The organism is Streptomyces sp. NPDC059853 (genome assembly GCF_042731495.1).
GTDB lineage: Bacteria > Actinomycetota > Actinomycetes > Streptomycetales > Streptomycetaceae > Streptomyces.
Map to the genome: position 1 here is coordinate 1 of NZ_JBHWJL010000044.1, position 26627 is coordinate 26627.

Below are 26627 nucleotides of genomic sequence, written 5' to 3' on the forward strand. Positions count from 1 at the left end.
CCCGCGGGCACCCGGACGGACGACCCGGGGGCGCGGACCCTCACCCTGGTCAAGGAGTTCCTCGGCCACACCCGGATGAACCGCTGGGGCATCGTCGGCGTCGCCCACTGGCTGGTCGCGCTCGGCTTCCTCACCCTGGTGCCCACCCTCGTCCAGGCGTACGGCCAGCTCTTCCGCGCCGACTGGCTGCTGCCGGTGATCGGCGGCTTCACCCCGTTCGAGATGTGGACCGAGTTCTTCGCCGCCGGCACCGTCGCCGGGATCCTCGTCCTCATCACGATCCGGCTGCTGAACCTGCCGGCCCGGGCGGGCCGCAAGTCGCGCTTCACCGGCTCGACGGCCTGGCAGGCGTACTTCGTCGAGTACGTCATCCTCACCATCGGCGTCGCCATCCTGCTGCTGCGCGGCCTGGAAGGCGCCCTGCACCACGCCGACGGCTACCAGGCGGCGTACTTCCTCTCCTACCCGCTGGTCGCCGCCTTCGACGGACTGAGCGTCGGCACCCTCCAGAACCTCGTCTACCTGGTCGCCCTCATCAAGATCAGCGTCTCGATGGTGTGGGCCATCACCGTCGCCCTCAACACCTCCATGGGCGTCGCCTGGCACCGCTTCCTCGCCTTCCCCAACATCTGGTTCAAGCGCGAGGCCACCGGCGGCACCGCCCTCGGCGCCCTCCAGCCGATGACCTCGGGCGGCAAGCCCATCGACTTCGAGGACCCGGGCGAGGACGACCAGTTCGGCGTCTCCCAGGTCGAGCACTTCTCCTGGAAGGGCCTGCTCGACTTCTCCACCTGCACCGAGTGCGGCCGCTGCCAGTCGCAGTGCCCGGCCTGGAACACCGGCAAGCCCCTCTCCCCCAAGCTGCTGGTCATGTCGCTGCGCGACCACGCCCACGCCAAGGCCCCCTACCTGCTGGCCGGCGAGGAGGCACCGGAGCGCCCGCTGATCGGCACCGAGGCCGAGGGCGGCGTCATCGACCCGGACGTGCTGTGGTCCTGCACCACCTGCGGCGCCTGCGTCGAGCAGTGCCCGGTGGACATCGAGCACGTCGACCACATCGTGGACATGCGCCGCTACCAGGTCATGATCGAGTCGGCGTTCCCCAGCGAGGCCGGCACGATGCTGAAGAACCTGGAGCGCAAGGGCAACCCCTGGGGCCTGGCCAAGAAGAAGCGCCTGGAGTGGACCAAGGAGGTCGACTTCGAGGTCCCGGTCGTCGGCCAGGACGTCGAGGACCTCACCGAGGTCGACTACCTCTACTGGGTGGGCTGCGCCGGGGCCCTGGAGGACCGGGCCAAGAAGACCACCAAGGCGTTCGCCGAACTGCTCCACACCGCCGGCGTGAAGTTCGCGATCATGGGCGGCGACGAGACCTGCACCGGCGACTCGGCGCGGCGCCTGGGCAACGAGTTCCTGTACCAGCAGCTGGGCCGGCAGAACGTCGAGACGCTGAACGAGGCGTTCGGCACCGTCCCCGTCAAGCGCATCGTGGCCACCTGCCCGCACTGCTTCAACACGCTCGCCAACGAGTACCCGCAGCTGGGCGGCCGGTACGAGGTCATCCACCACACCCAGCTGCTCCAGCACCTGATCGACGAGGGCCGGCTGGTCCCGGTCACCCCGGTCGAGGGCCTGATCACGTACCACGACCCCTGCTACCTGGGCCGGCACAACAAGGTCTACACCCCGCCGCGCGAGATCATCGGCAAAGTGCCGGGGCTGCGGAACGAGGAGATGCACCGCCACAAGGAACGCGGCTTCTGCTGCGGCGCCGGCGGCGCCCGGATGTGGATGGAGGAGCGCATCGGCAAGCGCGTCAACGACGAGCGGGTCGACGAGGCGCTCTCCCTCAACCCGGACATCGTCTCCACCGCCTGCCCCTTCTGTCTCGTGATGCTGACGGACTCGGTGAACGGCAAGAAGGAAAGCGGTGCCGCCAAGGAAAACCTGCAGGTCGTGGACGTGGCACAGCTGCTGCTGACCTCGGTGAAAACCCCGGTGGCCGACGCCGAGCCGGAGTCCACCGTGGAGAACCCCGTCAGCTGACACGGACCGGGATCGGGAGGGGGCCGGGAGGGGGTACGTTCGTACTTGTGCCCGGACAACGAAGGAAGCGCGAGCAAGAACCGCAGCAGCCGTATCCGTCGCCGTACCAGGCCGAGCCGTACTACGACGACGGACACGGCGACGGCTACGGCTACGGGACGCCGGCGGCGGCCGGCCCGGCGGAGCCCCCTCCCCCGCCCCCGCAGCCCCCGCTGCCGTGGAAGGAACTGCTGCCGTCCCTGATCCTCAAGCCGGACCCGACGTTCTGGCGGATGCGGGACTACCCGATGTGGGGCCCGGCCCTGATCGTCACGTTCCTGTACGGCACGGTGGCGGTCTTCGGCCTGGACAAGGCGCGCGAGGACATACTCAACACCACGGTCTCCAACGCCGTGATCTACCTGCTGATCACCGGTGTCGCGATGGTGCTGGGGTCGCTGCTGCTGTCGACGGTGACCCACAACCTGGCCCGGCAGTTCGGCGGCAACGGCCTGTGGGCCCCGACCACGGGGCTCGCGATGCTGATCATGGCGCTCACCGATGTGCCGCGGCTGGTGGTGGCGATCTTCGTGGGCGGCGCGACCCCGGTGGTCCAGATACTGGGCTGGGCGACCTGGCTGTTCGCGGGCGCGCTCTTCACCATGATGGTCGCCCGCTCGCACGAACTCCCCTGGCCGCGCGCCCTGGCGGCGTCGGCGATCCAGCTGCTGTCGCTGCTGATGCTGGTGAAACTCGGCACGCTGTGACGCTGTAGCCTTCGGGGGTGCTTCTCTCAGACAAGGACATCCGGACCGAAATCGACGCCGGACGGGTACGGATCGACCCGTACGACCCGTCGATGGTGCAGCCCTCCAGCATCGACGTACGGCTGGACCGCTTCTTCCGGGTGTTCGAGAACCACCGCTACCCGCACATCGACCCCTCGGTCGAGCAGCCGGACCTGACCCGGGTGATCGAACCGGCGGGCGACGAGCCGTTCATCCTGCACCCCGGGGAGTTCGTCCTGGCCTCGACCTACGAGGTGGTGACGCTCCCCGAGGATGTGGCCTCCCGCCTGGAGGGCAAGTCCTCCCTCGGCCGGCTCGGCCTGCTCACCCACTCGACGGCCGGCTTCATCGACCCGGGCTTCTCGGGCCATGTGACGCTGGAGCTGTCCAACGTGGCGACGCTCCCGATCAAGCTGTGGCCGGGGATGAAGATCGGCCAGCTGTGCATGTTCCGCCTGACCTCGCCGGCCGAGCACCCCTACGGATCGAGCGGGGTCGGCTCCCGCTACCAGAACCAGCGAGGGCCGACCCCCTCCCGGTCATACCTGAACTTCCACCGCACCCAGGTCTGAGACGGGCACGGCACTGCGCAGCCGGGCACACCGCGGACACCTCAGCAACCGCGCGGGCCCGATCCGGTCCCGCCGCAGCTGCCGCAGCGGGAAACGGGGGGCGGCGAACACATGCCCCTCGGCACAACGGACAACGGTGACCTGCAAAGCACCCCTCCAGAGACGCCGACAACGCCGCCACACTAAGGGATGCCACCGACACCGGTCCCCAGCCACTCCCGGGATGCGCTAAACTAGCTCCAGCTCCCGGCGGGCGTAGTTTAATGGTAGAACATGAGCTTCCCAAGCTCAGAGCGCGAGTTCGATTCTCGTCGCCCGCTCCATCTCAGACCCCCAGGTCAGCGACCTGGGGGTTTCTGCTGTGCGAGGCCGGCATGGGGTCACGTGCCGGATCCGCGCCAAAGGGAGCCCCTGGGCGCCGGATGCCGCGCCCACAGCTCGTGCGTGGCCGCCGGATACCGCCGGTATCCAGTGCGCGACACACATGGTGCGGGATGCGCACCACGCGTATCGGCACCGCATACCAGTGCTTCGAGTGCCCACCGCCCCGAGCACCGGGAAGACTCCTTCTGGCGGTGCGCTCGGCGCGGAAGGATGTCGCCGAGCGGATGCGGCGTGTGAGCGGCAAGCGCCCCTGCCGCAGTCTCCGGTCTGAAGACCGGCCTGGAACCGGCCGGTCAGGACATCGCATCACCGCGGAGGCGGGATCTCGGCGCATCACCACCACGTGGCTCAGGAGTCCGGGGCCCTCTCGACCCGCTCGCCCACCGGGTCTCCTCTCCGTCACCGCGGTGGTCGGGGCCGAGACGCTGTAGTGGGAACGCCCGGGTTGGTGAGCGTGGCGCGGCCCGCGCTCGGTCGCCGTGGGTGAGTCCTGACGTTGTCGCGTGACCGGGCGGGCTCGGCGGAAGGCCGAGCCCGCCACGTCGGCTCCATGTCGGAGCCGGAGTCGTGTCACGCCGTCAGCGCTGCAGTGTCAGCAGGCCTGGGCGGTAGGGGAGGAGACCGTAGTCGCCGCCGGAGTTGGGGCTGCGCCCCTGGTAGAGGAACTGCAGATTGCAGGGGTCGATGGTCATGGTCTGATCGGGGCTCGTGCGAAGCAGTTCGCCGTGGCTGATGTCGTTGGTCCAGGTGGCGCCGCTGTTGGCCTTGCCGGCGAAGGGGTTGCTCTCGGACACGGCTTGGGGTGTCCACGAGCCGTTCAGGCTGGTGGCTGTGAACGAGCGGAAGTAGCGGCCCTGCGAGCCGATCGCCTCGACGATCATGAGGTAGCGGTTCTCACCCTGAAGCTTGTAGACCTGCGGGCCTTCGAACAGGTTGTTCTGCGTATCGCTCATGATCACGGTCGAGGTCGAGCCGAAGCTGCCCGGGAAGTTCCCGATCGGCATACTGGCCCGGTAGATCTTGCCGTTGTCGCCGGCGAAGAACAGGTACATGTTCCTGTCGTCGGCGATGAGCGTCTGGTCGATGGGACCGGTCGGGGAGTCGGAGATGGTTCCGGAGAAGAGCTCCTGCTCGGCCGACCAGCCGTTCGGGTTGGTGGGGTCGCTCGAGGTCCGGTAGGAGAAGGAGGTCCTGCCCCATTGGTAGGCGAGCACCCAGATGTCCTTCGGCGCGAAGTAGAAGAGCGTGGGCGCGACGGTGGAGGCCGACATCGTGTTCTGGCTGGCCGAGGCCATCTGCGACCAGTTGCCGAACAGGCTGAAGTTCATCGAACCCCAGCGCGTCCCTGTGTCGTGCGTCGTCGCGTAGACGAGGTGCTGGCCGTTGTAGGGGGCGACGGTGAAGTCCTTGAGCGAGACCCATCCCGGCTTGGGCTGCGCCAGTGCGCCCGTTGATGTCCAGCGGTAGGTCGATGGCAGAGCGCACTGTCCGGGGTTGCCGCCGCCGACCTTGACGAGCTGCCACTGCTGATTGGCGCCGTTCCAGTCGTCGTACTGGACGATGTTCGCGCTGTCGGCGGTGGAGGCGCCTTGTACTTCGAGGGCCTTGCCGCTGTGGCGCGAAATGAACCTCACGTAGCCGTCAGAGCTGTCGGCCAGCCGCCACTGCTGGTTGGTGGCGTTCAGATCGGCCCACTGGACGATCGAGCCGCCGTTCTGGGTGGACCAGTTGTGGACGTCCAGGACCTTGCCGGAGTGGCGGGACTTGATGCGGTAGTAGCCGTTGCCGGAGTCGACGAACTGCCACTGTTGCTGGGCCTGGTCGTTCCTGGCCCACTGGGTGATGCGGGCGCCGTCGCCGGTCGCCTGGTTGTAGACGTCCAGGGCCTTGCCGCTGTTGCGGTTGACCAGCACATACGAGGCGTTGGGGTCGACGGTCGCCGCGCTGGCGGGCTGGGCACCGAGGAAGGTGGCCACGAGCAGTAAGGGCGCGAGGACGGCGAGCAGGCGTCTCAGGCGGAGCGGGGACGTACGGCGAAGCCACATAAGAGGCATCCCTTTCTGGGGTCGGGGGTGGGGTGACCCCGATGAACCGCAACGGCCGCCCCGGGGGTCAGGGACGGGAGAGGTGCGAAAGCGGCCGCGTATGCCGAAGAGTTGGTGCGCTGGGCGCTCAGCCGGAGCGTTTCGCCGTGGACGGAGACGAGAGATACCTCCAGCCTTCAGCCGTCCCAGCTGATGACCCGTTGTGACGGCTACCGCCAGGGGGCCGTCACACCAGCGGATCCACTGGGCGTCCGGTGGGTGTTGGCCATGGAGACCTCCGGGGCGGGAAGCGTCAAGCACCGAAAACTTACGAAACTTCACGGACTCCTTGGCGCCACAAGGTAGGAACATGTGACCTCTCGGTCAAGGCCTGTCACCTATCTGTCCACAAACAGCGCCTCTCCTTCGGGCTTGAGGGAGGACGTCCGACCCCGGCCGGCACGCGACCTCGCACGACCGGCCGGCACCTGGGCCTGTCGCCTCAGGGACCGCTTGAGCTCGCCGACCTGCTGTTTCGGTCCTTTCGCCGGGGCCCGTGCCGACGGCCCCCACCGACGGCGGCGCTGGGGGTCCGGCCGCCCCCGTCGAGCTCGCCGGGCTTCCGGAAATTTTCGGTCGAGATGCGGAACGTTCCGCGAGGAAGATTGACGATCCACTGTCAATCCCTCAATCTCGCTGCCTGAGAGGGCAGTCGCCTTTCGAACGTCGAACAGTGCGCCCCGGGCAATCCGCGGTGCACAGCAGAGCCGCGCACCACAGCACCCGCGTCACCCCATTTCCGGTCCGGTGAGTTCCACGCCAGCGCATCCTGGCTCTTCGCACCCTTGGAGAGGTAAGCGACGCCGCGTGGCGGTCCGCCGGTTGAGCCGCCATGGAGTACCCCATGCCTCTGTCGCACCCCCGCCACGGCCCCGCGTCCGGTACGCGCGGCCGTGGTCGTCCACTACGGCCTGGCGTCGTCGTCGCTCATCGTCCCCGCCGAAGCCACTGTCCTTCGGCGCGCCCTTGGGGCCCGCTCCCCCGTTTTTGCCGGGGGGCGGCCTCCCCCCGCCCCCCGCCCCGGGGGGGGCGCACGACGCCTCCGCCGCACTTCAGCCCTTCCGTGACGTCTACCCAGGAGGCACAGTCATGGGCTCGTACGCCCTCTCCCCACCCACCGCCCGCCGGACGTTCCGCGGTCTCCTGATAGCGCTGATCGTCGGCGTCCTCGGGGTGGTCGGTGCCCTGGTCACCCCGCCGAGCGCGCACGCCGCCGAGAGCACGCTCGGCGCCGCGGCGGCGCAGAGCGATCGTTACTTCGGCGTCGCCATCGCCTCGGGCAGGTTGAACGACTCGGTGTACACGAGTATCGCGAACCGCGAGTTCACCTCGGTGACGGCCGAGAACGAGATGAAGATCGATGCCACCCAACCCCAGCGGGGACAGTTCAACTTCACCGCCGGTGACCGCGTCTACAACTGGGCGGTGCAGAACGGCAAACAGGTGCGCGGCCACACCCTGGCCTGGCACTCCCAGCAGCCCGGCTGGATGCAGAGCCTCAGCGGCGGCGAGCTGCGCCGGGCGATGACCGACCACATCACCGGTGTGATGACCCACTACCGCGGCAAGATCGCCGAGTGGGACGTCGTGAACGAAGCCTTCGCCGACGGCGGTTCGGGAGCCCGGCGCGACTCCAACCTCCAGCGCACCGGCAACGACTGGATCGAGGTCGCCTTCCGCACCGCGCGCGCCGCCGACCCGGCCGCCAAGCTCTGCTACAACGACTACAACGTCGAGAACTGGAACGCGGCCAAGACGCAGGCCATGTACGCCATGGTCCGGGACTTCACGCAGCGCGGCGTGCCGATCGACTGTGTCGGCTTCCAGGCGCACTTCAACGAGGGCAACCCCTACAACAGCAACTTCCGCACCACCCTGCAGAGTTTCGCCGCGCTCGGCGTCGACGTGTCCGTCACCGAGCTCGACATCCAGGGCGCCTCGCCCACGACCTACGCCAACGTGACCAATGACTGCCTGGCGGTCGCGCGCTGCGTCGGCATCACCGTCTGGGGTGTGCGCGACAGCGACTCCTGGCGATCGCAGCACACGCCGCTGCTGTTCAACAACGACGGCAGCAAGAAGCCCGCCTACGACGCCGTCCTCAACGCGCTCAACGGCGGCTCGTCCACGCCCATTCCGGGTGGGCGGATCAGGGGCGTCGGTTCGGAGCGGTGCCTGGACGTGCCCAACTCCAGCACCACCGACGGCACCCAGGTCCAGCTGTGGGACTGCCACGGCGGCACCAACCAGCAGTGGACGCACACCGCCAGCGGCGAGTTCAGGGTCTACGGCAACAAGTGCCTGGACGCCGGCGGCACCGGCAACGGCACCAGAGTCCAGATCTACAGCTGCTGGGGCGGCGACAACCAGAAATGGCGCGTGAACTCCGACGGCTCCATCGTCGGCGTCCAGTCCGGCCTCTGCCTCGACGCCACAGGCTCCGGCAACGGCGCCCAGCTCCAGCTCTACTCCTGCTGGAACGGCAGCAACCAGCGCTGGACCGTCACCTGATGGGGCCCGTCGCTGACAAAGGAGTGCATCGATGAAGATCTCTGGTGCGGCTCGCTCCGCCCGCCCACACGGATCCCGATGGTGGTCGAGGATCACCGCGGTGCTGGCGACGGTCCTCGCGACCGGTCTGCTCACCTCGGTGATCACCACGCCCGCCCAGGGGCTGTCGGCGTCCGCCGAGGCCGCGGCGGTGGACACAGGCGCCTGGTACGTCCTGGTCAATCGCAACAGCGGCAAGGCACTGGATGTCGCGGGCGCCTCGACCGCCGACGGCGCCGCGCTCCAGCAGTGGACGCGCCACGACGGAACCAACCAGCAGTGGCGGTTCGTGGACGCCGGCAACGGCTTCTACCGGCTCAAGGCCCGGCATTCGGACAAGGTTCTCGACGTGGCGGGCGCCTCGACCGCCGACGGTGCCGCGGTCCAGCAGTGGGCCGACCACAACGGGGCCAACCAGCAGTTCCGGCTGGCCGACTCCGACGCGGACCACGTCCGGCTGATCAACCGCGGCAGCGGCAAGGCGGTAGAGGTGCGGGACGCCTCCACCGCCGACGGCGGCGGCATCATCCAGTACGCCGACTGGGGCGGCACCAACCAGCAATGGCGCATGATCAAGCTGTCGTCCGGTGGCGAGGGCGGATGCGGCAGCACCCCGGGTCTGACGAGCGGCACGCACACGATCCAGAGCGGCGGCAAGAGCCGCAGCTTCATCCTCAGAGTCCCCGACAACTACGACAACAACCGTCCCTACCGGCTGATCTTCGCATTCCACTGGCGAGGCGGAACCGCCCAGGATGTCGCCTCCGGCGGAACGAGCGGGAACGCCTGGTCCTACTACGGCCAGCAGGAACAGTCGAACAACACCGCGATCCTCGTCGCCCCCCAGGGCCTCGGCAACGGCTGGGCCAATGCCGGCGGTGAGGACGTCACCTTCGTCGACGACATGATCCGGCGCATCGAGGCCGGCCTCTGCGTCAACCCGGCACAGCGTTTCGCCACGGGATTCAGCTGGGGCGGCGGCATGAGCTACGCACTCGCCTGCGCCCGGGCGAACGACTTCAGGGCCGTGGCGGTCATCGCCGGCGCCCAGATCAGCGGGTGCAGCGGCGGCAACCAGCCCATCGCCTACTTCGGCATCCACGGCATCAGCGACTCCGTTCTCAACATCGCGCAAGGACGGTCCCTGCGCGACAGGTTCGTCAGCAACAACGGCTGCACTGCCCAGAGCCCGCGCGAGCCCGCGCCGGGCAGCCGAACGCACATCACCACCACGTACGCGAACTGCCGTGCCGGGTACCCGGTCCAGTGGGCGGCGTTCGACGGAGGCCACATCCCCGGTCCGGTCGACGGCTCCCCCAACGAAAGCGGCGTCGCGACCTGGACCAAGGGAGAGATCTGGAGGTTCTTCGCACAGTTCGAGTGACACACCCGCGTATGGTTCGGCGGGCCGCGCGGGCCCCTGTGGCCCGGTGAGCCGTGCCCGATGCGTGCCCGTCAGGGCGGCCGTTCACGGTCAACGGCGGTTCTCCGTGGCCTGCCCGGACGGTCGCCGTCGGCGGCGGTCCGGCGGGTCGGCGACCATGGGCCCGCCAAGAGCTCAGGGCTTCCCGGATCGGAGCGCGAGTGCGATTCTCGTCGCCCGCTCGTAGGACGAGGGCCCAGGTCAAGGACACCGTCCGCGGCCTGGGCCCTCGCCGCGTTCGAAGCCGTAACCGTCGGCCGGACACCCGCCGACCGCGTCACCAACCTCCCCGAACAACACACCTAGCTCGGGCCGACCGGTGCCACTGAGGGGTCCTTCTCCAGAGGCTCGCCGATCCGCGCGAGCACCTCGCGGGACAGCGTGTGGAACTCCTTGAAGCAGGTCTTCACGTATTGCTGAGTGCTGCCAAGGGCGCCGTCGGCCGGCCTCAGATCGAACATGGGCTTCCTCGCGTCGTGCGCCAGAGGCATCAGGCTGCGGTAGTTCCGCATGGTCGCGATGCGGTGCCGGTCATCATCCCCATTGGGCTGCATCTCGTCGAGAACCGCCGAGGAGTAGACCCAGGGAATCCGCTTGAGCCACCGCTCGTACGCCTTGACCGGCCGGTCAAGGCGCATCTCCGGCTGCATGATCACATACCCGAGGGGACGCATCTCGGCTTGGGGCGCGGAGATGTTCTGCGGCACCCTGGGGAGGACGAGTTGTTGCCAGTCGGCGCGCCACTGGCGCAGTGTCGGCCCCAGGTTACTGAGTCCCTTGAGTGAGAAAAGGTCTGCGGCCAACGGCATCAGTACCGTGTCGGCGGAAATCAAAGCGGCCCGGTTGATGGCTCCCAGGTTGGGGCCGACATCGATCAGCACAACATCGGCGTCCACTGTCTGCGCCGCCTGTTCCATGATCCGATGGAACGCCGTCGATGTACGAATGGCCGCGATGTCGCCCGCATAAGCACGAGACCATTCATTGGACAGCTTGTCCTCGAAGCGGCTGAGATCGAGGCTGCCAGGCAGCAACCAGAGGTCCGGCTGGAGCCTGGCAGGCTCGACGGCCGCGATGTCACCCATTCCTTCGAGGATCGGACGGACGGCATCAGCGATGGTCTGCCCGCTGCGAACCCGTCCGACTCCGGGGAGACCAGCCGGTACCGCGCCCTGGTTGATGAGCTCGGAAGGGTTCTCCCAGAGCTCCTCGATTTCCGTCTCGTCCAGACACATGGAGGTCAGGTTCGCCTGAGGGTCCAGGTCGACTGCGAGAACGCTCAGGCCGAGGCGCCGGATCATGTGGGCCAGATGGTAAGTGAGGGTGGTCTTTCCCACACCCCCCTTGTTGTTGAACAACGCGATCGATGTCATGCAGCCCTCCTGACCACGACGACCCACGATGAATCGTCCACCTGGAACTCGGCGGGAGGATTCCCGTTGTCTTCCAGCGCCCTCCTCACTCGCCCAATACCCCGGCCGAACCGGTTCACATATCCGAGCCCTTTCATCGCGGCGGCAAGGGACGGATTGCGGTAGTCAGTGACACGGTCGAAGTTGTCGTCCCGGACCTGCCCGAACGGTCCGCCGGCGTTGGTGATCTCGATACGGTCATCGAACCAGACGATCCGGGTCGGCGCGTAGGACGTCTCGTAATTCCGGTGCATGAGCGCGTTCATGCACAGCTCGCGCAGTGCTTCCAGCGGATAGTCCGGACGAGGTGTCTCCCGGAACCCTTCCTCCGCGAGCCTCGTGCGCAGATTGCTACGCATGAGGGGTTCCAGGCGGGCCGAGAGTCCTACCAGGTTCTGCCGGAGTTCCTGCTCATCCACGATGGGGGCGTCCAGGTCACTCCCCTGGTAGCGGACGAACTGCACGTAGGCCCCCGGTACATGACTCGTGGGGTCGAGTCCTACGGCCAATACACCGAGCGTGGTCGGTGTGCCGCCGGGGGTCATGAGGTGGAGTGAGGAAAGCTGAAGATCGGTGGGCCGCCCATTCTCCTCGATGACGTCCGGGGCGACCATGGAAGGCAGATATGACTGCCGGAACACATCCAAATCCAGGTCATCCACGTGAGCCAGCTCCAACGGCCGCGTGTCGAAGGGGCGGTCTTTGGCTCGTCGGCGCTCGGTGAGAACCCGCTCGTCCTCCCGGTTGGCCTTACGCGTGGTGGGGCCTGGGCGAACCCAGATGACACCGTCGAACCGTACCGGCGGGGTCGCGGATGCGGCCACGCGGAGCCGGACGACCGGCTTGCCTCGGTAGACGGCCCGCTCGACCGTGAGAGACGGACGGTCCAGGATGAGGCCGGAGTCCCGGATCTCGGTCAGTTGGAGGAGCGCGCGATCGCTCAGATCGATGTCGTCGACAGGCAGACCCTTGTCGTCCACTCCCACGAGGATGTCACCCCCGCCACGGCCACTCAGATCGTTGGCCATAGCGCACACCGCGTTGCCGATGGCGTCACCCCGCTTGCCCTCGCGCTTCGGACTGCGCTTGAACTCGAGGCAGGCCGATTCCTGGGTTCCCAGCAGGTCAGCCAGATCCACGTCTTCGTCGCTCACGGCCTCATTCTGCCCTGCGAACCCGCGCTCCGGCCGGAAAGCCCGGACGATTGGCTTCCGGGCGCGCGAGCCAGCCCTCTCAGCCGGCCCGGACTCCGTCGGAGACCGTCCCGACCGTGCCGGGCAAGGGCCGTCGAGTCGGCATCCGCCGCCACTGAACCGCAAGCTTCACCCGAGCGCGAGCGAGACGACGGCTTCCCACACACGGGAGCCCGATCCGTGCCAGTCAGGGCGGACAGTGCCAGGACGGCGCGGACGTTTGCAAACGGGCCGCCGTGATGAGTGGCCGCAGAACAGGTTCCACCGCTGCGTACCGCAGCGGGCTTGTCGCGGGCAATCGGTACTCGGCGCCCACTCTTGCAACGAAGGCCCAGGTCAAGGACACCATCCCTGACCTGGGCCTTCGCCGTTTTCGCATCCGCTGAACGCGCGCAACCGTTGGGCGCACGAACGGCTCAGTCCTGGCTCCGGGACCGGCCAGCTCCAGCTCCGGGGTCTTCGCGCCTCGCCCGGTCACTCCTTCGCGCGCTCCAGTCCTCTCTGTGCCGTGTTACTCACGGCCTTGATCCCGAAGTACGCCGTGGTGATTCCGGTGATCGCGGTGAAGGCGCTGGCCAGGAACGCCGCCTGCGCCTGCCCATCGGTATGGAATACGGCCACGAGGGCGACAGCTCCGATGACCGCGTCACCCACAATGACCGCGGCCACACCGGCGATCGTTCTGAGGTTGTCGGTCGAGAATTCTTTCCGTCTGGTCCGACCGCCATCGACGGCTTCGCCGGCGCCCATGGTCTCACCTCACACAGATCAACTGTCCGCCTGTACCGGGAGCGCCGTACCGCGCGAGGCTGCGCCGCGCGTCCGGGCGGCGACCACAGGCGTATGCGCCTGGCCACGGGCCGGCGGAGCACGCGCGGCTCCCTCCGTCATCGTGCGAGCAGGATGTTGTAGATGTCGGAATTCGCCTCGTGATTGACGAGGCCGACCTCCACTTTCTTTCCATAGACGATGGCGAATTCTCCCACCATCGCCATCTCAGGCTTGGCTCCCCAGTACCATCCGTCTATCTTGATGCCGCCCGATTCCCCGGTCAGCCACAAGCAGGCTTTGCCGTCGCTGCCCACACCAGCCCTCCGCACTTCGGCCATCCCCCACCAGTTCCCTGTTCCGACGCGCGCGTCGGGAGGCGTATTGACCTGAGTCACTGCCACCACTTCCTTTTCTCGCCCATTGGTTATCGCGAATCTACCCGCGCTTGCTGGAGGGGTGCCCTGCTGGACTGATCCAATGAGGTGACCCAGGGCGCGGCCGCCTCAGGCGCGTGCACTTCTTCTCACGCGAGGCGCGCGGCGCGGTGGCGGGCCGGCTCGTGGGGGCCGAAGGGTTCGGATGGGTCAGGCCGGGATGCCCAGGTCCGTCAGCAGGGTGCGGACGCGGTGTTCGATCGTGTCGCGGAGGGGGCGGATCTGGTCCAGGCCGTGGCCTGCGGGGTCTTCGAGGGGCCAGTCGAGGTAGCGCTTGCCCGGGAAGACCGGGCAACTGTCGCCGCAGCCCATGGTGATGACCACGTCGGAGTCCCGCACCGCTTCGGTGGTGAGCACCTTGGGGGTCTCGGCGGCTATGTCGATGCCGGACTCCGCCATGGCCGCCACGACGGCCGGGTTGACGGTGTCGGCGGGGGCGGAGCCGGCGGAGCGGACCCGGACGCGGTCGCCCGCCAGGTGGGTCAGGAAGGCGGCGGCCATCTGGGAGCGGCCGGCGTTGTGCACGCAGACGAAGAGCACGGACGGAACGGTGGGGTCAGGCATGGGCCGGAACTCTCTCGGTGGTGAACCAGCGGCGGGCGTACCGGGCGACGTGGACCAGGCCGATCAGCACGGGCACTTCGATGAGCGGGCCGACGACGCCCGCGAGGGCCTGGCCTGAGGAGGCGCCGAAGGTCGCGATGGCGACGGCGATGGCGAGTTCGAAGTTGTTCCCCGCCGCGGTGAAGGCCAGGGCCGTGGTGCGGGGATGGTCCAGGCCGATGGCGCGGCCCAGCAGCATGGCGCCCGTCCACATGAGGGCGAAGTAGAGCAGCAGGGGCACGGCGATGCGGGCCACGTCGTGGGGGCGGGAGGTGATGGCCTCGCCCTGGAGGGCGAAGAGGATCACGATGGTGAACAGCAGTCCGTACAGGGCGAGCGGGCCGAGGCGCGGGAGGAGCGTCGTCTCGTACCAGGCGCGGCCCCGGGCGCGTTCTCCGGTGCGGCGGGTGAGGTAGCCGGCGGCGAGCGGGATGCCGAGGAAGATGATCACGCTGCGGGCGATCTCGCCGAAGGAGATGTCGAGGCCGGTCCGTTCCAGGCCCAGCAGGCCGGGCAGGGCGGAGAGGTAGAACCAGGCGAGGGCCGAGAAGGCGATCACCTGGAAGAGCGAGTTCAGCGCGACCAGGACGGCGGCCGCTTCGCGGTGGCCGCCGGCCAGGTCGTTCCAGACGATGACCATGGCGATGCAGCGGGCGAGGCCCACGATGATCAGGCCGGTGCGGTACTCGGGCAGGTCCGGCAGGAAGGTCCACGCGAGCGCGAACATCAGCGCGGGGCCGAGGATCCAGTTCAGCACCAGGGAGGTCCGGAGCAGTCGCCGGTCGCGGGTGACGGTGTGCAGGCGGTCGTAGCGGACCTTGGCCAGCACCGGGTACATCATCACCAGCAGGCCGAGGGCGATCGGCAGGGACACCTCCGCCACGGTCACCGCGGCGAGCGCGTCGCCCAGGCCGGGGACCAAGCGGCCGAGGCCGAGGCCGGCCACCATCGCGGCGAGGATCCAGACGGTGAGGTAGCGGTCGGTGAAGGACAGCCGCGGAGTGCCGGTCACCGGGTGGTCAGGGGCAGTTCCGCCGGGCGGGTGAGGATGACCGCGAGGCGGTCGGTCGTTTCGGGGACCAGCCGGTAGTGGACCCAGGTGCCGCGTCGTTCGGAGTCGATCAGCCCGGCCTGCCGCAGCAGTTTCAGGTGGTGCGAGATGGTCGGCTGGGAGAGGTCGAAGGCCGGGGTGAGGTCGCAGACGCAGATCTCGCCGCCGGGTTGTGAGGCGATCATCGACAGCAGGCGCACGCGGACCGGGTCGCCCAGGGCCTTGAACACCTGGGCCAGTTCGGCGGACTGGGCCTCATCCAGTGGTGTCTCCAGCAGGCGGGGACAGCAGGTGTCGCTCCGGGACGGGGACTCCGGGCTCTGATTCGACATGCTTCTATGTTGACAGTTTTCGATACAGCACACAAGCTTGCATCGACAGTCGTCGATACAAGGGAGCCACGCCATGTCCCGCGTTCAGCTCGCCCTGCGCGTCAGTGATCTGGAGGCCTCGATTGCCTTCTACAGCCAGTTGTTCGGCACCGGCCCCGCCAAGCGGCGCGAGGGGTACGCGAACTTCGCCGTCGCCGAGCCTCCGCTCAAGCTCGTTCTCCTTGAGGGCGCGCCGGACGGGGAGACCCGCCTCGACCATCTCGGCGTGGAGGTGGAGTCCGCCGAGGAGGTCACGGCGGCGGCCGGGCGGCTGAAGGAGTCCGGTCTGGCGACCTTCGAGGAGAACGACACGTCCTGCTGCTACGCCGTCCAGGACAAGGTCTGGGTGCACGGACCCGGCCGGGAGCCCTGGGAGGTGTACGTCGTGAAGGCGGACGCCGACACGCTGGGCGGGAGCGCCGCCGCGGCGCCGGAGGCATGCTGCGCCAGCGGGCGGTAGCGGCGGCGCGCGCGGTGACGAGCGCCGGCGTCCAGGGGAGCGTCCGGATGGTGAGACGGACGCTCCCCGCGCAACATCCTTGACTTCAAGGTTTCTTGAACTTCTAGCGTGGTCGCACTGTCGCTTTTCGCCGGGCCGCCGGGCCGGCAGGAGGGAACGATCCATCATGACCAGCGAGGCCATGCGACTCGAAGTGATCACCGGAAGTGTGCGGGAGGGCCGGGTGGGACCCGTCGTGGCCTCCTGGTTCGCCGGGCAGGCGCGGCAGCACGGGGAGTTCTCCGTCGGGCAGATCGATGTCGCCGACTACGCCCTGTCCACCTCGATGTCCGGGAGTCCCGGACAGGCCACCCGGGACGCGCTGGACGCGTTGTCGCCACGGCTGCACGCCGCGGACGCCTACGTCGTGGTGACCCCCGAGTACAACCACAGCTACCCCGGCGCGCTGAAGAACGTCATCGACTGGCACTTCACCGAGTGGCACGCCAAGCCGGTCGGCCTGGTGTCCTACGGCGGGATCTCCGGCGGGCTGCGGGCGGCCGAGCATCTGCGGCAGGTGTTCGCCGAACTGCACGCCACCACCGTGCGGAACACCGTCAGCTTCCACGGGCACGGCCCCTGGGACGACTTCGGCGGCGCGGGGGAGGAGGAGGCCGCGGGGGCGGCGCGGTCGCTGCTCGATCAGCTGGGGTGGTGGGCCCTGACCCTCCGGGAGGGGCGCGGCGCCCGGTCCTATCGGGCCTGACCAGCCGTTTCTCGTATGCCGGACAGGTGTTTCGCTCTGTGGTCGCTGTGGCTAGGGTGACGCGCAGGTCAAGAGTGCCAGCGCGAAGTCCCGGCTAGCTGGCCGGCAACCCTCCTGCACGGTGGGGTGCCCCCGGGGAAAGACCCGGCTGCGGTGATGCGGCAAGCGTGCTCCTGACGAGTTCCCGGCTCCCTCCCGGACGGAGCCGGCGCGTTTGCCGCGTGTCGCGGTCGCCCCTGCGAACCCTGCACGACGAGGCGGACCCATGAGCACCACCGGCGACACCACGCAACCGGACGACATCGGGCGGCTCGCCGCCCTGGACGAGCGGATCGCGGCCGCCCGCGCCGGCAAACCGCTGGTGGTGCGCCGCGCCCAGGAGGCCGGGGAGGCGCTGTTCGACGGGCCCGCGCCGGTGAGCGCCCCGGTACGCCGGGGGCTCGCCGCACTGGCCGCCCGCTGGCACGGGGTCCCCGAACTCGTCGAGCACCACACCGAACGCGGCGCCGACCCGCTGTACGGCGACGACCTGCCCGCCGACCCCGCGCTGCGCGCCGCCGCCGCGCACATCGACCTCATCACCGTCTCCCCCGCGCTCGCCACCCGCGAGGACCTGGCCCGGCTGACCGGCACCGGCTGGTCCCCCGACGCGATCGTCACCCTCTCCCAGACCGCCGCGTTCACCGCCTTCCAGGCCCGCGCCATCCTCGGCCTGCGGCTGCTCCAGGGCCGCGAGCCCGGCCCGTACCAGCCGCCCGCCCGCACCACCCCCGGGCACGGCCGGACCAAGAGCCGCGCCCGCACCGCCTCCAACGGCCGGGAACGGCCGGTGGAGTACACCCGCGAACTGCTCTCCTGGACCGCCTGGGTGCCGCCGGTCCCGGTCGGCGAACTCACCCCCGAGCAGGAGGACTCCTTCCGGGGCAAGACCAACGGCGAGTACTTCCGGCTGCTGGCCCGGCTGCCCAAGGTGCTGGCGGCCCGTACCGCCCTGGACAGCGCGATCTTCGCCACCCGCGAGGGCCTGCCGCGCGCCGAGCGCGAACTGGCCGCCGCCGCCACCAGCAAGGTGACCGACTGCGTGTACTGCGCCTCCGTACACGCCCGCAAGTCCGCCCAGATGTCCAAGCGCGAACAGGACGTCGACCGGCTGCTCGGCGTCACGCTGCCGCGCGCCGCCGACTGGGTGCCCGCGGCGACCGCCGGGCTCGCCGAGGGGCAGGACGAGCGCTGGAGCGCCGTCATCGCGTTCGCCGCCGCGCTCGCCACCACCCCGGTGAGCGCCACCACCGCCCACGTGGACCGGCTGCGCGCCGTGGGCCTCACCGACGCCGAGCTGACCGATCTGGTCGCGGCCACCGCCTTCTTCACCTGGGCCAACCGGCTGATGCTCAGCCTCGGCGACCCCTACTGGCCCGACGCCTCCCACTGAGACCACGGAGAACGGAACCACCATGAGACACCGCATGGCCCGCGCCCTGTCCCTCGCCGCAGCGATCACCGTCGTGTCCGCCGCGAGCGCCTGCGGCACCGTGGTGAACGAGGACGGCGCGCGGGAGACCGGCGGCGGCACCTCCGAGGGCGCGCTGACCGTCGTGGACGACGCCGGGCGCACCGTCGAACTGGACGGGCCGGCCGAACGCGCCGTCGTCCTCAACAGCTACGGCAACGAGTTCGCCCAGGCCATCGGAGCCGGCGACCGCGTCGTCGGCTACGACCGCGTCTCCCAGTCCCGGCTGCCCTACCTCGGCATAGCCGACGACGAGGTCGTCAGCGAGGACCTCCAGGAGATCAACTACGAGTCGGTCGCCGGACTCGACCCGGACGTCTTCATCATCCCGCGCAACGGCGCCTGGCAAGAGGCCGCGCGGCAGCTGGAGTCCTTCGGCATCCCCGTGGTCGTCGCCACCGCCTGGGACTTCGACGTCTTCCACGAGACCGTCGACCTGCTCGGCGAGGTCTTCGGCGAACCGGAGGGCGCCGAGCGCGTCGCCGCCTTCTACGACGAGATCTTCGGCCTGATCAGCGACCGGGTGGCCGGTACGGAACCGGTGCGCGTGTACTGGGAGACCGAACAGCCCTACCTCACCGGCCTGCCCGGCTCCGGCTTCGACCAGATCATCGTCGCCGCCGGGGGCGAGAACATCTACGGCGACCTCGACACCGGCGGCGACCAGCAGGCCGAGACCACCGTCGACCCCGCCTCGCTGCTGGAGCGCGACCCGCAGGTCGTGGTGCACGAGTTCGGTCCCTCGGCCGCGCCCACCGGCGACGACAGGTTCGACACGGTCACCGCCGACCTCACCGGCCGGGCCGGCTGGCGGGACCTCACCGCCGTCCGCGACGGCAACGTCTTCGTCACCAACGGCTGGGCCACCAGCGGCCTCTCGAAGGCCATCGGCGCGCTGTACCTGGCCACCTGGCTGCACCCGGACGCGTTCGCCGACACCGACCCGGACGGCTACCTCCAGCGCTGGGCCGAGGAGTTCCAGGGCATCGAGGACTTCGCCGGCGCCGACGCGTACGTCCGGAAGGCGGGCTGACCCGCCATGACGCTCACCCGGACGGCGCCGCGCGAGGCGGCGCCGGACGCCCCGCCGCCCACCCGGCCCGGCCGGCGCGGCCGGCCGGGCGTGCTGTGGGCCGGTACGGTACTCGCCGTCCTCATCACCGGCTGGTGCGTCACCGCGGGCACCGCCAACGCGGGACCCGCGGACGTGTGGCAGGCCGTCCGGCTCGCCGTCTTCGGCGGCGTGCTGCGTGAGGACTTCGCCCAGACCTACTCCATCATCATCAACCTGCGGCTGCCCCGGGTCCTGCTCGCCTTCGCCGCCGGTGCCGCGCTCTCGCTGGCCGGTGTGGTGATGCAGGGGCTGCTGCGCAACCCGCTCGTCTCACCGTTCACGCTCGGCGTCTCCCCGGCCGCCGCCTTCGGGGCGGCGCTGGCGATCCTGCTGACGGGCGGCTCGGCCGGCTCCGGTTCGTGGCTGGTCATCGGCAGCGCGCTGGGCACCGCCCTGGCCGTGTCCGCCGTGGTGCTCGGCCTCGCCTCCGCCAAGGCGATGTCCGCCGCCACCCTGCTCCTGCTGGGCATCGCGCTCACCCAGCTCTTCGAGGCGATGACCGCCGCCCTCCAGTTCGTGGCCGACGAGAACACCCTCCAGGCCATCGTCCGCTGGACGTTCGGCTCGGTGAACGACGCCGGCTGGCAGGACGTCACCGTCGTCGGCGCCTTCGCGCTGGCCGCCCTGCCGCTGCTGCTGTGGTACAGCCGCGACCTCAACGCCATCGCCTTCGCCGGTGACGACGCCGCCAGGAGCCTGGGGGTGAACGTCACGGCCGTACGGGTCGGACTGATCGTCGTCTCGGTCGTGCTGGCCGCCGTCGTGGTGTCCTTCTGCGGCGTCATCGGCTTCGTCGGCCTGGTCGGCCCGCACATCGCGCGGCTCGCCATCGGCGCCGACCACCGCTACCTGCTGCCGTTCGCCTTCCTCACCGGCGGGCTGCTGCTGGTGATCGCGGACACCGTGGGACGTACCGTACTGGCACCGTCCGTCATCCCGGTCGGCATCGTCGTCGCCTTCATCGGCGCGCCCGTCTTCATCAACCTCATCCTGACCAGGAGAGGAGCCGCGCAGTGAGTCTCGATGTGACAGCCGTCCGGTTCGGCTACCGGCGCACCCCGGTCCTGGAGGGCGTCGACCTGCGGGTGGCGGAGGGCGGGTTCTGCGCCCTGCTCGGCCCGAACGGCTCCGGGAAATCCACCCTCACCAAGATCATCGCCCGGGTGCTGACCCCGGCCGCCGGTTCGGTCTTCTTCAACGGCCGGGACCTGCTGGCCGCGCCGCGCCGCGAACACGCCCGGGTGGTGGCGTACGTCCCGCAGTCCGGCCCGGCGCCGTTCGAGCAGACCGTACGGGAGGCCGTCCTGCTCGGCCGCACCCCGCACCTCGGGCTGCGGCCCACCCGCCGGGACCGGGACATCGTGGAGGCGGCCCTCGGCCGGCTCGGGCTCGGCGCGCTCGGCGACCGCCCGATGTCCCAGCTCTCCGGCGGCCAGGCGCAGCGGGTGCTGATCGCCCGCGCCCTGGCGCAGGAGCCCCGGGTGCTGCTGCTCGACGAGCCGACCTCGGCGCTCGACCTGCGGTACCAGATCGAGACGCTCCAGATCGTGCGGTCGGTGACCCGCGAGGAGGGCGTCACCGCGCTGATCGCGATCCACGACCTCAACCACGCCGCGCACTTCTGCGACCAGGCGGTCCTGCTGGACGGCGGCCGGGTGGTGGCGGACGGGCCGCCGGCCGAGGCGTTCGACGCGGCGGTGCTCAGCCGGGTGTACGGGCTCGACGTGCGGGTCACGCACGGCGAGCAGGGCGTGGAGGTACGCCCCTCGGCGCTGGAGCCGGCGTGACGGCCGGGGCGCAGGGTACCGGCGAGGGCTTCGACGCGGTCGTCGTGGGCGGCGGCCCGCGCGCGGTGTCGGTGGTGGAACGGCTCGCCGCCCGGCACCCGGACGGCGCGCCCCCGGTGCGGGTGGCCGTGCTGGACCGGGTGGAGGTGGGCGCCGGGGCGACCTGGCGCACCGACCAGTCACCGCTGCTGCTCAACAACACCTACAGCGCCCACACCACCCTCTACACCGACGACTCCACACCGATGGAAGGCCCCGTCACGCCGGGCCCCGACCTGATCACCTGGGCCCGGGAGAGCAGCCCGCCGCCGGACCGTCCGGCGTGGGTGGCCGCCGAGGCCGCCGCGCTGCGGCCGTGGTCCTATCCGACCCGGCGCATCCAGGGCGTGTACTACCGGGAGCAACTGGCCCGGGCGGAGGCGACCGGGCGGGTCGCGGTCACCCGGGTGCGCGGCGAGGCGGTGGCGCTGGAGCGCGACGGCGGCGCGGGCGGCCGCGGCGGCGCCGACGAGGGTCGTACCGTACGGCTGGCCGACGGGCGCGCGCTGCGCGGCCGGATCGTGGTGCTCGCCCAGGGCATGGTGCAGGCCAAGCGGTCGGCACGGACCGCCGCCCTGGTGGCGGCGGCCGAACGCGACGGGCTGGTCTACATCGAACCCGGCATGCCCGCGGAACGCGACTGGGACCGGGTGCCGGGCGGGGAAACCGTCCTGGTCACGGGGCTGGGCGCCAACTTCTTCGACGTGGTCGCGCTGCTCACCGAAGGCCGCGGCGGCAGCTTCGAACCCGCCGGGGACCCGGCCAGGCCCGCCCGGCTGCGCTACCGCCCCAGCGGGCGCGAGCCGCAGCTGGTCGCCGGCTCGCGGCGCGGACTGCCGTACCGGTCGAAGGCGGCGTACGCGTCGGGGTTCCCGCCCCGGTACGTGCCCCGGCTCGCGACCGGCGACTGGTTCGCGGGCATCGCCGCCGGGCGGGGCCAGGACTTCCGGCGCGACGTGTGGCCGCAGCTGGCCCGCGAGTTCGCGTGGGCGCATCTGTCCACCCTGCTCGCGCACCACCCCGGCGCCCTGGTGCCCGGCACCCGCGAGCCGGAACTGCTCGACCGGCTGCGCGCCGCGCCCGACGAGGCCGCGGTGGACGAGGTCGTCGCCCGGGCCGTCGCCGACCCGCGCCGCGCCCTGGCCGTGGGCCGCCTCGACCGGCCGCCCGCGCCCGGCCCGGTGGACCCCGGCACCTGGCGGCGGTGGGTGCGCGAGCACGCCGAGGACGAACTCGACGCGATGCACGACCCCCTCCGCCACCCGCGCAACACCGTCAACCGCGCCATGGCCGCGCTGCGCGGCCCGGTGCGGAAGCTGGTCACCGCCGGGGCGCTGGACGGGGAGAGCGTGGCCCGGGACCTGGACGGCTGGTTCACGGCGCTGGGCCTCGCCCTGGCGTCGGGGCCGCCGCCGCACCGCACCGCACGGGTGCTGGCCCTGATCGACGCCGGGGTGCTGGAGCTGCTGGGCGAGGACAGCGAGGTGCGGTACGAGGACGGCGCGTTCACCGGCCGCTCGGCGGTCCGGCGCACGGCCCCGGTACGGGCGCGGGCGTTCGTGGAGACCCGGATGTCGAAGGGGATCGTCACGGACACCGACGACCCGCTGCTGGACGGACTGCTGCGGACGGGGCGGGCCCGGCTGCACCGCTGGCCGAGCGGGCGCGGGCCGGGGCCGGCCAGCGGGACGCTGGATGTGACGCCGGACGGCTTCCAGCTGCTGGACGCGGCGGGGGTCGCGGACGAGCGGGTGATCGTCCTGGGCATCCCGGCGGAGGGCGTGCAGCCCGGCTCGGCCATCGGCGCCACCCCGGGCGTCCCGTCCCCGCTGCTGGCCGGGGCGGACCGGGCCGCCGCGCAGGTGCTGGCGGCGGTGGCCGCCGCCGCGGGGGCGGCGGGGCGCGTACGGGCGGGGGTCAGCCCGCCCGGCGGTCCTGGCGCTGCGGCCGCCGGTCCTTCGTCCGCCGCTGCTCCTGCTGCGGGGCCTGCCGTTCCTTCTGCTCCTGCTGCTCCTTGACGCGCGCGGCCTCCTTGCGGACCTCGGCCTGGGTGGCGCGCTCCTGCTGGAGCCACTCGGGCGGGTCGGCCTTGAGGGCCTCGATCTCGGCGGTGGTGAGGGCTTCGGTGACGCCGCCGCGGGCCAGGCCCGCGATGGAGACGCCGAGCTTGGCCGCCACCACCGGGCGCGGGTGGGGGCCCTCGCCGCGCAGGGTCCGCAGCCACTCGGGCGGATCGGCCTGCAGCGCGTTCAGTTCGCTGCGGGTGACGACGCCCTCCTGGAACGCGGCGGGGGTGGCGGGGAGGTACACACCCAGCTTCTTCGCCGCCGTGGCGGGCTTCATCGTCTGGTCGGTCCGGTTCGAGCTCATGGCGCCAAGGGTAGCGATAGCCTGATGCGGTGACGGACTCGGAAGCGGCCCCTGCGTTCCGGCTCGGCTATGTGCCGGGCGTGACGCCCGGCAAGTGGGTGCGGATCTGGCAGGAGCGGCTGCCGGAGGTCCCGCTCCTCCTGTCCGGGGTGACGGCGGCCGGGGCGCCCGGGGCGCTGCGCGAGGACGGGCCGGAGGCGGCGGACGCGGTGCTGCTGCGGCTGTCGGCGGACCGGGACGGACTGAGCGTCATCCCGCTCTACACCGAGACGAGTGTGGTGATCGTCCCCAAGGACCATGTGGTGGCGGCGGCCGACGAGGTGACCGCCGCCGATCTCGCGGACGACCTCGTGCTGCACCCGCTGGACGACACCCTGGAGTGGGACCGGCTGCCGGGCCGCCCCGCGCTGGAGCGGCCCGCGACGACGGCGGACGCCGTCGAACTGGTGGCGGCGGGGGTGGGCGTGCTCGTCGTCCCGCAGTCGCTCGCCCGGCTGCACCACCGCAGGGACCTCACCTACCGGCCGGTCACGGACGCGCCCGTGTCGCGGGTGGGGCTGGCGTGGCGGGAGGGACGTACGAGCGAGCTGGTGGAGGAGTTCATCGGGATCGTGCGCGGCCGGACGGTCAACAGCTCACGCGGGCGGCAGGCGGAGGCGCCGCAGCGGAAGCTGAGCGCGCGGGCGAAGGCCAAGGCGCGGGCCGAACGGCGGGCGGCGGCCGGTGGGGCCGGGAGCAGCGGTGGTGGCGGTGGCCGGGGCGCGGGTGGCTCCGGCGGGCGGCAGCAGCCGCGCGGCGGCGGGCGGAACGGGCGGCGTTCCTCGCGTTAGCGGGGTGCCCCGGCCGGGGCACCGTCCCGGCCGGTCCAGCGGGCCGGTCCAGCGGGCCGGTCCAGCGGGCCGGTCCAGCGGGCCGGTTCACGGGCGGCGGTCCCGGCCCGTACGCCCCCGGGGGCACCGGCGGAACGGCCGCCCTCAGCGCGCCGAGTCCCCGTCGATCCCCCGCCCGGGGAAGGTCCGGTCGAGGAGACCGAGGAGCGCCCGCCAGTGCCGGGCGTCCGCCGCCGGGTCGTAGGCGACGGTGTCGGCCTGGGTGAAGCCGTGCCGCGCGCCCCGGTAGACCTCCGTCCGGTGCCGTACCCCGGCCCGGGCGAGGGCGGCGTCGAGGCGGTCGATCTGCTCGGGCGGCAGGGACGCGTCCTGGTCGGCGTGGCCGAAGTACACCTCGGCGGTGATCCGGTCGGCGAGCCGGTGCGGACTGTCCTCCGCCTCGGTGGCCAGCCGGGCGCCGTGGAACCCGGCCACGGCCGCGACCCGCTCCGGGAAGCCGCCGGCCGTGCGCAGCGCGAGCCCGGCGCCGAAGCAGTAGCCGGTGACGGCGACCGGTCCGCCGTCGGTGAGCGGTGAGGCGGCCAGCCAGTCGAGGTAGGCGCCCGCGTCGCGCCGTACGGCGTCGGGGGTGAGGGCGCGCAGCGCGGGGCCGAGGCGTTCGAAGAGGTCGGGGCGGGCGGCGGTGTCGATGCGCTCGGGCAGGTCGAGGAGCGGGGCGGGCCCCTGCCGGTACAGGACGTGGGGCACCAGCACGGTGCAGCCGGCGGCGGCGAGGCGGTCGGCCATGGCGACCAGGTGGGGGCGGATGCCGAAGGCGTCCATGTACATGAGGACGGCGGGGTGCGGGCCGCCGTCGCCCGGGTGGGCGAGGTAGGCGTCGGCGGTGCCGTCGGGGGTGGGGACGGCGGCGTTCGTCAGCGAGGCGGTCACCGGGCCACCGTAGCGCGGGGCCGATCGCCCGGGCGGCCGCCGCCGCCCCGCTCGCCGCCGCCGCCGGCAACCCGGTGGAACGACCGCTGCGCCGGGGGTTCTGCAAAGCCGTGTCGGCCGCTATTTTGGTGTGCGGGAGCGCTCCCATGCACGGACTGAAGTACCGGCGACGGGCCGTCGGTACCTCCGGCCCGTACGACCCACCGGGCCGGTGCTGCCGCATGCCCCGTCACGGTCCATCCCCACAAGGAGAACCGTGAGCACTCAATCCCCCACCACGCGCAGGGCCCGGTTACTGGCGGTCCTCGGCGCCGCCGTACTCGGCCTCGTCGCCGCGCTGATCCCCTCCCCCGCGTCCGCCCACGGCGCCACGATGATGCCGGGCGCACGCACCTACCTGTGTTACCTGGACCTCCAGCGGAACATGGGCACCCAGATGCCGACCAACCCCGCCTGTGCGGCGGCGGTCCGGGCCACCGGCACGGGCCCGCTGTACAACTGGTTCGCCGTCCTCGACTCCAACGGCGGCGGCCGCACCACGGGGTACATCCCCGACGGGCAGCTGTGCAGCGGCGGCAACCGGGGCCCGTTCAACTTCTCCGCCTACGACGCGGTCCGCAGCGACTGGCCGGTCACCCACCTCACCTCGGGTGCGAACATCGAGCTGCGGCACAGCAACTGGGCTCACCACCCGGGTGAGTTCAAGGTCTACATCACCAAGCAGGGCTGGAACGGCGGTGCCCTGGGCTGGGGCGACCTGGAGCAGATCAGCTCCGTGACCAACCCGCCGCAGCGCGGCAGCGTCGGCTCCGACAGCGGCCACTACTACTGGAACGTCCAGCTGCCGCAGCGGACCGGTACGCACATGCTGTACGTGCACTGGATCCGTTCCGACAGCCAGGAGAACTTCTACTCCTGCTCCGACGTCGTCTTCGACGGCGGCAACGGCGAGGTCACCATGGGCTCCGGTGACACGCTGAGCGCGGAGGAGGTCAGCGAGCTGGCCGACGCCGCCGACGCGGCCGCCGCCTCCCAGGCGGCGCACGCCGAGCACACCGACCACAGCGCGCACGCCGGCCACGCCACGGCCACGGCCACGGACGCCACGACGGTCGGCGCGGGCGTACGCGCCCTGGCGGGCACCCTGTTCTGACCCGGGTCGCCCCGACCCGGCATCACCC

At 71.0% G+C, this 26627-nt stretch carries 25 protein-coding genes, 1 tRNA gene and 1 riboswitch; of the genes, 15 read left to right on the top strand and 11 right to left on the bottom strand.

The window, feature by feature from the left end; translation table 11 throughout:
- The 3 genes from ACFV5N_RS07490 to dcd form a co-directional block, all read left to right on the top strand.
- The coding region (locus tag ACFV5N_RS07490; protein ID WP_385595360.1) for a (Fe-S)-binding protein at nucleotides 1-2046 on the top strand (2046 nt) is incomplete at its 5' end.
- 47 nt (nucleotides 2047-2093) lie between these two features.
- Nucleotides 2094-2792: a Yip1 family protein gene (locus tag ACFV5N_RS07495; protein WP_385595363.1), complete on the top strand. Its 699-nt coding sequence runs from the start codon at nucleotides 2094-2096 to the stop codon at nucleotides 2790-2792.
- A gap of 17 nt (nucleotides 2793-2809) precedes the next feature.
- On the top strand, nucleotides 2810-3385 hold the full coding sequence (gene dcd / locus ACFV5N_RS07500) for a dCTP deaminase (RefSeq protein ID WP_019432015.1): 576 nt from the start codon (nucleotides 2810-2812) through the stop codon (nucleotides 3383-3385).
- Here dcd and ACFV5N_RS07505 read toward each other — a convergent pair.
- Nucleotides 3353-3568 (bottom strand): hypothetical protein, encoded by a 216-nt coding sequence (locus ACFV5N_RS07505; protein WP_385595366.1) that lies wholly within the window; start codon nucleotides 3566-3568, stop codon nucleotides 3353-3355. The two genes, dcd and ACFV5N_RS07505, sit on opposite strands and share 33 nt — an antisense overlap.
- Before the next feature lie 66 nt (nucleotides 3569-3634).
- Here ACFV5N_RS07505 and ACFV5N_RS07510 point away from each other — a divergent pair.
- Nucleotides 3635-3708 (top strand) — tRNA-Gly (locus ACFV5N_RS07510).
- 639 nt (nucleotides 3709-4347) lie between these two features.
- On the opposite strand, the gene ACFV5N_RS07515 is transcribed toward ACFV5N_RS07510, so the two are convergent.
- Complete coding sequence (locus ACFV5N_RS07515; RefSeq protein WP_385595369.1) at nucleotides 4348-5814, bottom strand: non-reducing end alpha-L-arabinofuranosidase family hydrolase; 1467 nt, start codon at nucleotides 5812-5814, stop codon at nucleotides 4348-4350.
- 1128 nt (nucleotides 5815-6942) lie between these two features.
- On the opposite strand from ACFV5N_RS07515, the gene ACFV5N_RS07520 reads away from it, so the two are divergent.
- Together ACFV5N_RS07520 and ACFV5N_RS07525 are read left to right on the top strand one after the other, a co-directional pair.
- Nucleotides 6943-8364 (top strand): endo-1,4-beta-xylanase, encoded by a 1422-nt coding sequence (locus ACFV5N_RS07520; protein ID WP_385595372.1) that lies wholly within the window; start codon nucleotides 6943-6945, stop codon nucleotides 8362-8364.
- A 100-nt stretch (nucleotides 8365-8464) separates the two neighbouring features.
- Entirely contained in the window at nucleotides 8465-9787 is a 1323-nt protein-coding gene (locus tag ACFV5N_RS07525) for an RICIN domain-containing protein (RefSeq protein ID WP_385595374.1), read from the top strand.
- A 341-nt stretch (nucleotides 9788-10128) separates the two neighbouring features.
- On the opposite strand, the gene ACFV5N_RS07530 is transcribed toward ACFV5N_RS07525, so the two are convergent.
- The 7 genes from ACFV5N_RS07530 to ACFV5N_RS07560 all read right to left on the bottom strand — a co-directional run bounded on the left by ACFV5N_RS07530 (nucleotide 10129) and on the right by ACFV5N_RS07560 (nucleotide 15622).
- On the bottom strand, nucleotides 10129-11199 hold the full coding sequence (locus tag ACFV5N_RS07530) for a ParA family protein (RefSeq protein WP_385595377.1): 1071 nt from the start codon (nucleotides 11197-11199) through the stop codon (nucleotides 10129-10131).
- Complete coding sequence (locus ACFV5N_RS07535; protein ID WP_385595380.1) at nucleotides 11196-12392, bottom strand: ATP-binding protein; 1197 nt, start codon at nucleotides 12390-12392, stop codon at nucleotides 11196-11198. Before ACFV5N_RS07535 ends, ACFV5N_RS07530 begins: the two co-directional genes overlap by 4 nt.
- 513 nt (nucleotides 12393-12905) lie before the next feature.
- On the bottom strand, nucleotides 12906-13181 hold the full coding sequence (locus ACFV5N_RS07540; protein WP_385595383.1) for a hypothetical protein: 276 nt from the start codon (nucleotides 13179-13181) through the stop codon (nucleotides 12906-12908).
- Between the two features lie 137 nt (nucleotides 13182-13318).
- Nucleotides 13319-13597: a hypothetical protein gene (locus ACFV5N_RS07545; RefSeq protein ID WP_385595386.1), complete on the bottom strand. Its 279-nt coding sequence runs from the start codon at nucleotides 13595-13597 to the stop codon at nucleotides 13319-13321.
- Nucleotides 13598-13786: 189 nt separating this feature from the next.
- On the bottom strand, nucleotides 13787-14200 hold the full coding sequence (locus tag ACFV5N_RS07550; RefSeq protein WP_385595388.1) for an arsenate reductase ArsC: 414 nt from the start codon (nucleotides 14198-14200) through the stop codon (nucleotides 13787-13789).
- Complete coding sequence (gene arsB / locus ACFV5N_RS07555; protein ID WP_385595391.1) at nucleotides 14193-15251, bottom strand: ACR3 family arsenite efflux transporter; 1059 nt, start codon at nucleotides 15249-15251, stop codon at nucleotides 14193-14195. Before arsB ends, ACFV5N_RS07550 begins: the two co-directional genes overlap by 8 nt.
- Nucleotides 15248-15622, bottom strand: coding sequence for an ArsR/SmtB family transcription factor (locus ACFV5N_RS07560; RefSeq protein ID WP_385595394.1), 375 nt, complete (start codon nucleotides 15620-15622; stop codon nucleotides 15248-15250). The genes arsB and ACFV5N_RS07560 overlap by 4 nt, the downstream gene beginning before the upstream one ends.
- Before the next feature lie 73 nt (nucleotides 15623-15695).
- Here ACFV5N_RS07560 and ACFV5N_RS07565 point away from each other — a divergent pair, with 73 nt between their 5' ends.
- The 7 genes from ACFV5N_RS07565 (at nucleotide 15696) to ACFV5N_RS07595 (ending at nucleotide 23334) form a co-directional block, all read left to right on the top strand.
- Entirely contained in the window at nucleotides 15696-16121 is a 426-nt protein-coding gene (locus ACFV5N_RS07565) for an ArsI/CadI family heavy metal resistance metalloenzyme (protein WP_385595397.1), read from the top strand.
- A 166-nt stretch (nucleotides 16122-16287) separates the two neighbouring features.
- Nucleotides 16288-16866, top strand: a complete 579-nt coding sequence (locus tag ACFV5N_RS07570; RefSeq protein ID WP_385595401.1) for an NADPH-dependent FMN reductase — start codon at nucleotides 16288-16290, stop codon at nucleotides 16864-16866.
- A 66-nt stretch (nucleotides 16867-16932) separates the two neighbouring features.
- Nucleotides 16933-17040, top strand: a riboswitch (SAM riboswitch).
- Nucleotides 17041-17131: 91 nt separating this feature from the next.
- Entirely contained in the window at nucleotides 17132-18298 is a 1167-nt protein-coding gene (locus ACFV5N_RS07575; protein ID WP_385595404.1) for a peroxidase-related enzyme, read from the top strand.
- 22 nt (nucleotides 18299-18320) lie between these two features.
- Nucleotides 18321-19409, top strand: coding sequence for an ABC transporter substrate-binding protein (locus ACFV5N_RS07580; protein WP_385595407.1), 1089 nt, complete (start codon nucleotides 18321-18323; stop codon nucleotides 19407-19409).
- A 6-nt stretch (nucleotides 19410-19415) separates the two neighbouring features.
- Nucleotides 19416-20507, top strand: a complete 1092-nt coding sequence (locus tag ACFV5N_RS07585) for a FecCD family ABC transporter permease (RefSeq protein WP_385595410.1) — start codon at nucleotides 19416-19418, stop codon at nucleotides 20505-20507.
- Nucleotides 20504-21277, top strand: a complete 774-nt coding sequence (locus ACFV5N_RS07590; protein ID WP_385595413.1) for an ABC transporter ATP-binding protein — start codon at nucleotides 20504-20506, stop codon at nucleotides 21275-21277. Before ACFV5N_RS07585 ends, ACFV5N_RS07590 begins: the two co-directional genes overlap by 4 nt.
- On the top strand, nucleotides 21274-23334 hold the full coding sequence (locus ACFV5N_RS07595; protein ID WP_385595416.1) for an FAD/NAD(P)-binding protein: 2061 nt from the start codon (nucleotides 21274-21276) through the stop codon (nucleotides 23332-23334). Before ACFV5N_RS07590 ends, ACFV5N_RS07595 begins: the two co-directional genes overlap by 4 nt.
- Here the strand turns inward: ACFV5N_RS07595 and ACFV5N_RS07600 are convergent.
- Nucleotides 23234-23686 (bottom strand): DUF5997 family protein, encoded by a 453-nt coding sequence (locus tag ACFV5N_RS07600; protein WP_385595419.1) that lies wholly within the window; start codon nucleotides 23684-23686, stop codon nucleotides 23234-23236. The genes ACFV5N_RS07595 and ACFV5N_RS07600 overlap by 101 nt on opposite strands.
- A gap of 29 nt (nucleotides 23687-23715) precedes the next feature.
- Between ACFV5N_RS07600 and ACFV5N_RS07605 the strand changes: the two genes are divergently transcribed.
- Entirely contained in the window at nucleotides 23716-24516 is an 801-nt protein-coding gene (locus ACFV5N_RS07605; RefSeq protein WP_385595422.1) for a LysR family transcriptional regulator substrate-binding protein, read from the top strand.
- Between the two features lie 144 nt (nucleotides 24517-24660).
- Here ACFV5N_RS07605 and ACFV5N_RS07610 read toward each other — a convergent pair whose 3' ends face one another.
- Complete coding sequence (locus ACFV5N_RS07610) at nucleotides 24661-25446, bottom strand: dienelactone hydrolase family protein (protein WP_385595425.1); 786 nt, start codon at nucleotides 25444-25446, stop codon at nucleotides 24661-24663.
- A gap of 256 nt (nucleotides 25447-25702) precedes the next feature.
- Between ACFV5N_RS07610 and ACFV5N_RS07615 the strand changes: the two genes are divergently transcribed.
- A complete protein-coding gene (locus tag ACFV5N_RS07615) occupies nucleotides 25703-26599 on the top strand; it encodes a lytic polysaccharide monooxygenase (protein WP_385595428.1) in 897 nt (298 codons plus the stop codon).
- The last annotated feature ends 28 nt before the right edge of the window (nucleotides 26600-26627 follow it).

Excerpts from the sequence above, each read along its gene's own strand:
- ACFV5N_RS07515 (WP_385595369.1), bottom strand. The coding sequence starts at position 5,814 with ATGTGGCTTCGCCGTACGTCCCCGCTCCGCCTGAGACGCCTGCTCGCC.
- ACFV5N_RS07520 (WP_385595372.1), top strand. The coding sequence starts at position 6,943 with ATGGGCTCGTACGCCCTCTCCCCACCCACCGCCCGCCGGACGTTCCGC.
- ACFV5N_RS07530 (WP_385595377.1), bottom strand. The coding sequence starts at position 11,199 with ATGACATCGATCGCGTTGTTCAACAACAAGGGGGGTGTGGGAAAGACC.
- ACFV5N_RS07540 (WP_385595383.1), bottom strand. The coding sequence starts at position 13,181 with ATGGGCGCCGGCGAAGCCGTCGATGGCGGTCGGACCAGACGGAAAGAA.
- ACFV5N_RS07550 (WP_385595388.1), bottom strand. The coding sequence starts at position 14,200 with ATGCCTGACCCCACCGTTCCGTCCGTGCTCTTCGTCTGCGTGCACAAC.
- ACFV5N_RS07560 (WP_385595394.1), bottom strand. The coding sequence starts at position 15,622 with ATGTCGAATCAGAGCCCGGAGTCCCCGTCCCGGAGCGACACCTGCTGT.
- ACFV5N_RS07565 (WP_385595397.1), top strand. The coding sequence starts at position 15,696 with ATGTCCCGCGTTCAGCTCGCCCTGCGCGTCAGTGATCTGGAGGCCTCG.
- ACFV5N_RS07570 (WP_385595401.1), top strand. The coding sequence starts at position 16,288 with ATGACCAGCGAGGCCATGCGACTCGAAGTGATCACCGGAAGTGTGCGG.
- ACFV5N_RS07575 (WP_385595404.1), top strand. The coding sequence starts at position 17,132 with ATGAGCACCACCGGCGACACCACGCAACCGGACGACATCGGGCGGCTC.
- ACFV5N_RS07580 (WP_385595407.1), top strand. The coding sequence starts at position 18,321 with ATGAGACACCGCATGGCCCGCGCCCTGTCCCTCGCCGCAGCGATCACC.
- ACFV5N_RS07585 (WP_385595410.1), top strand. The coding sequence starts at position 19,416 with ATGACGCTCACCCGGACGGCGCCGCGCGAGGCGGCGCCGGACGCCCCG.
- ACFV5N_RS07600 (WP_385595419.1), bottom strand. The coding sequence starts at position 23,686 with ATGAGCTCGAACCGGACCGACCAGACGATGAAGCCCGCCACGGCGGCG.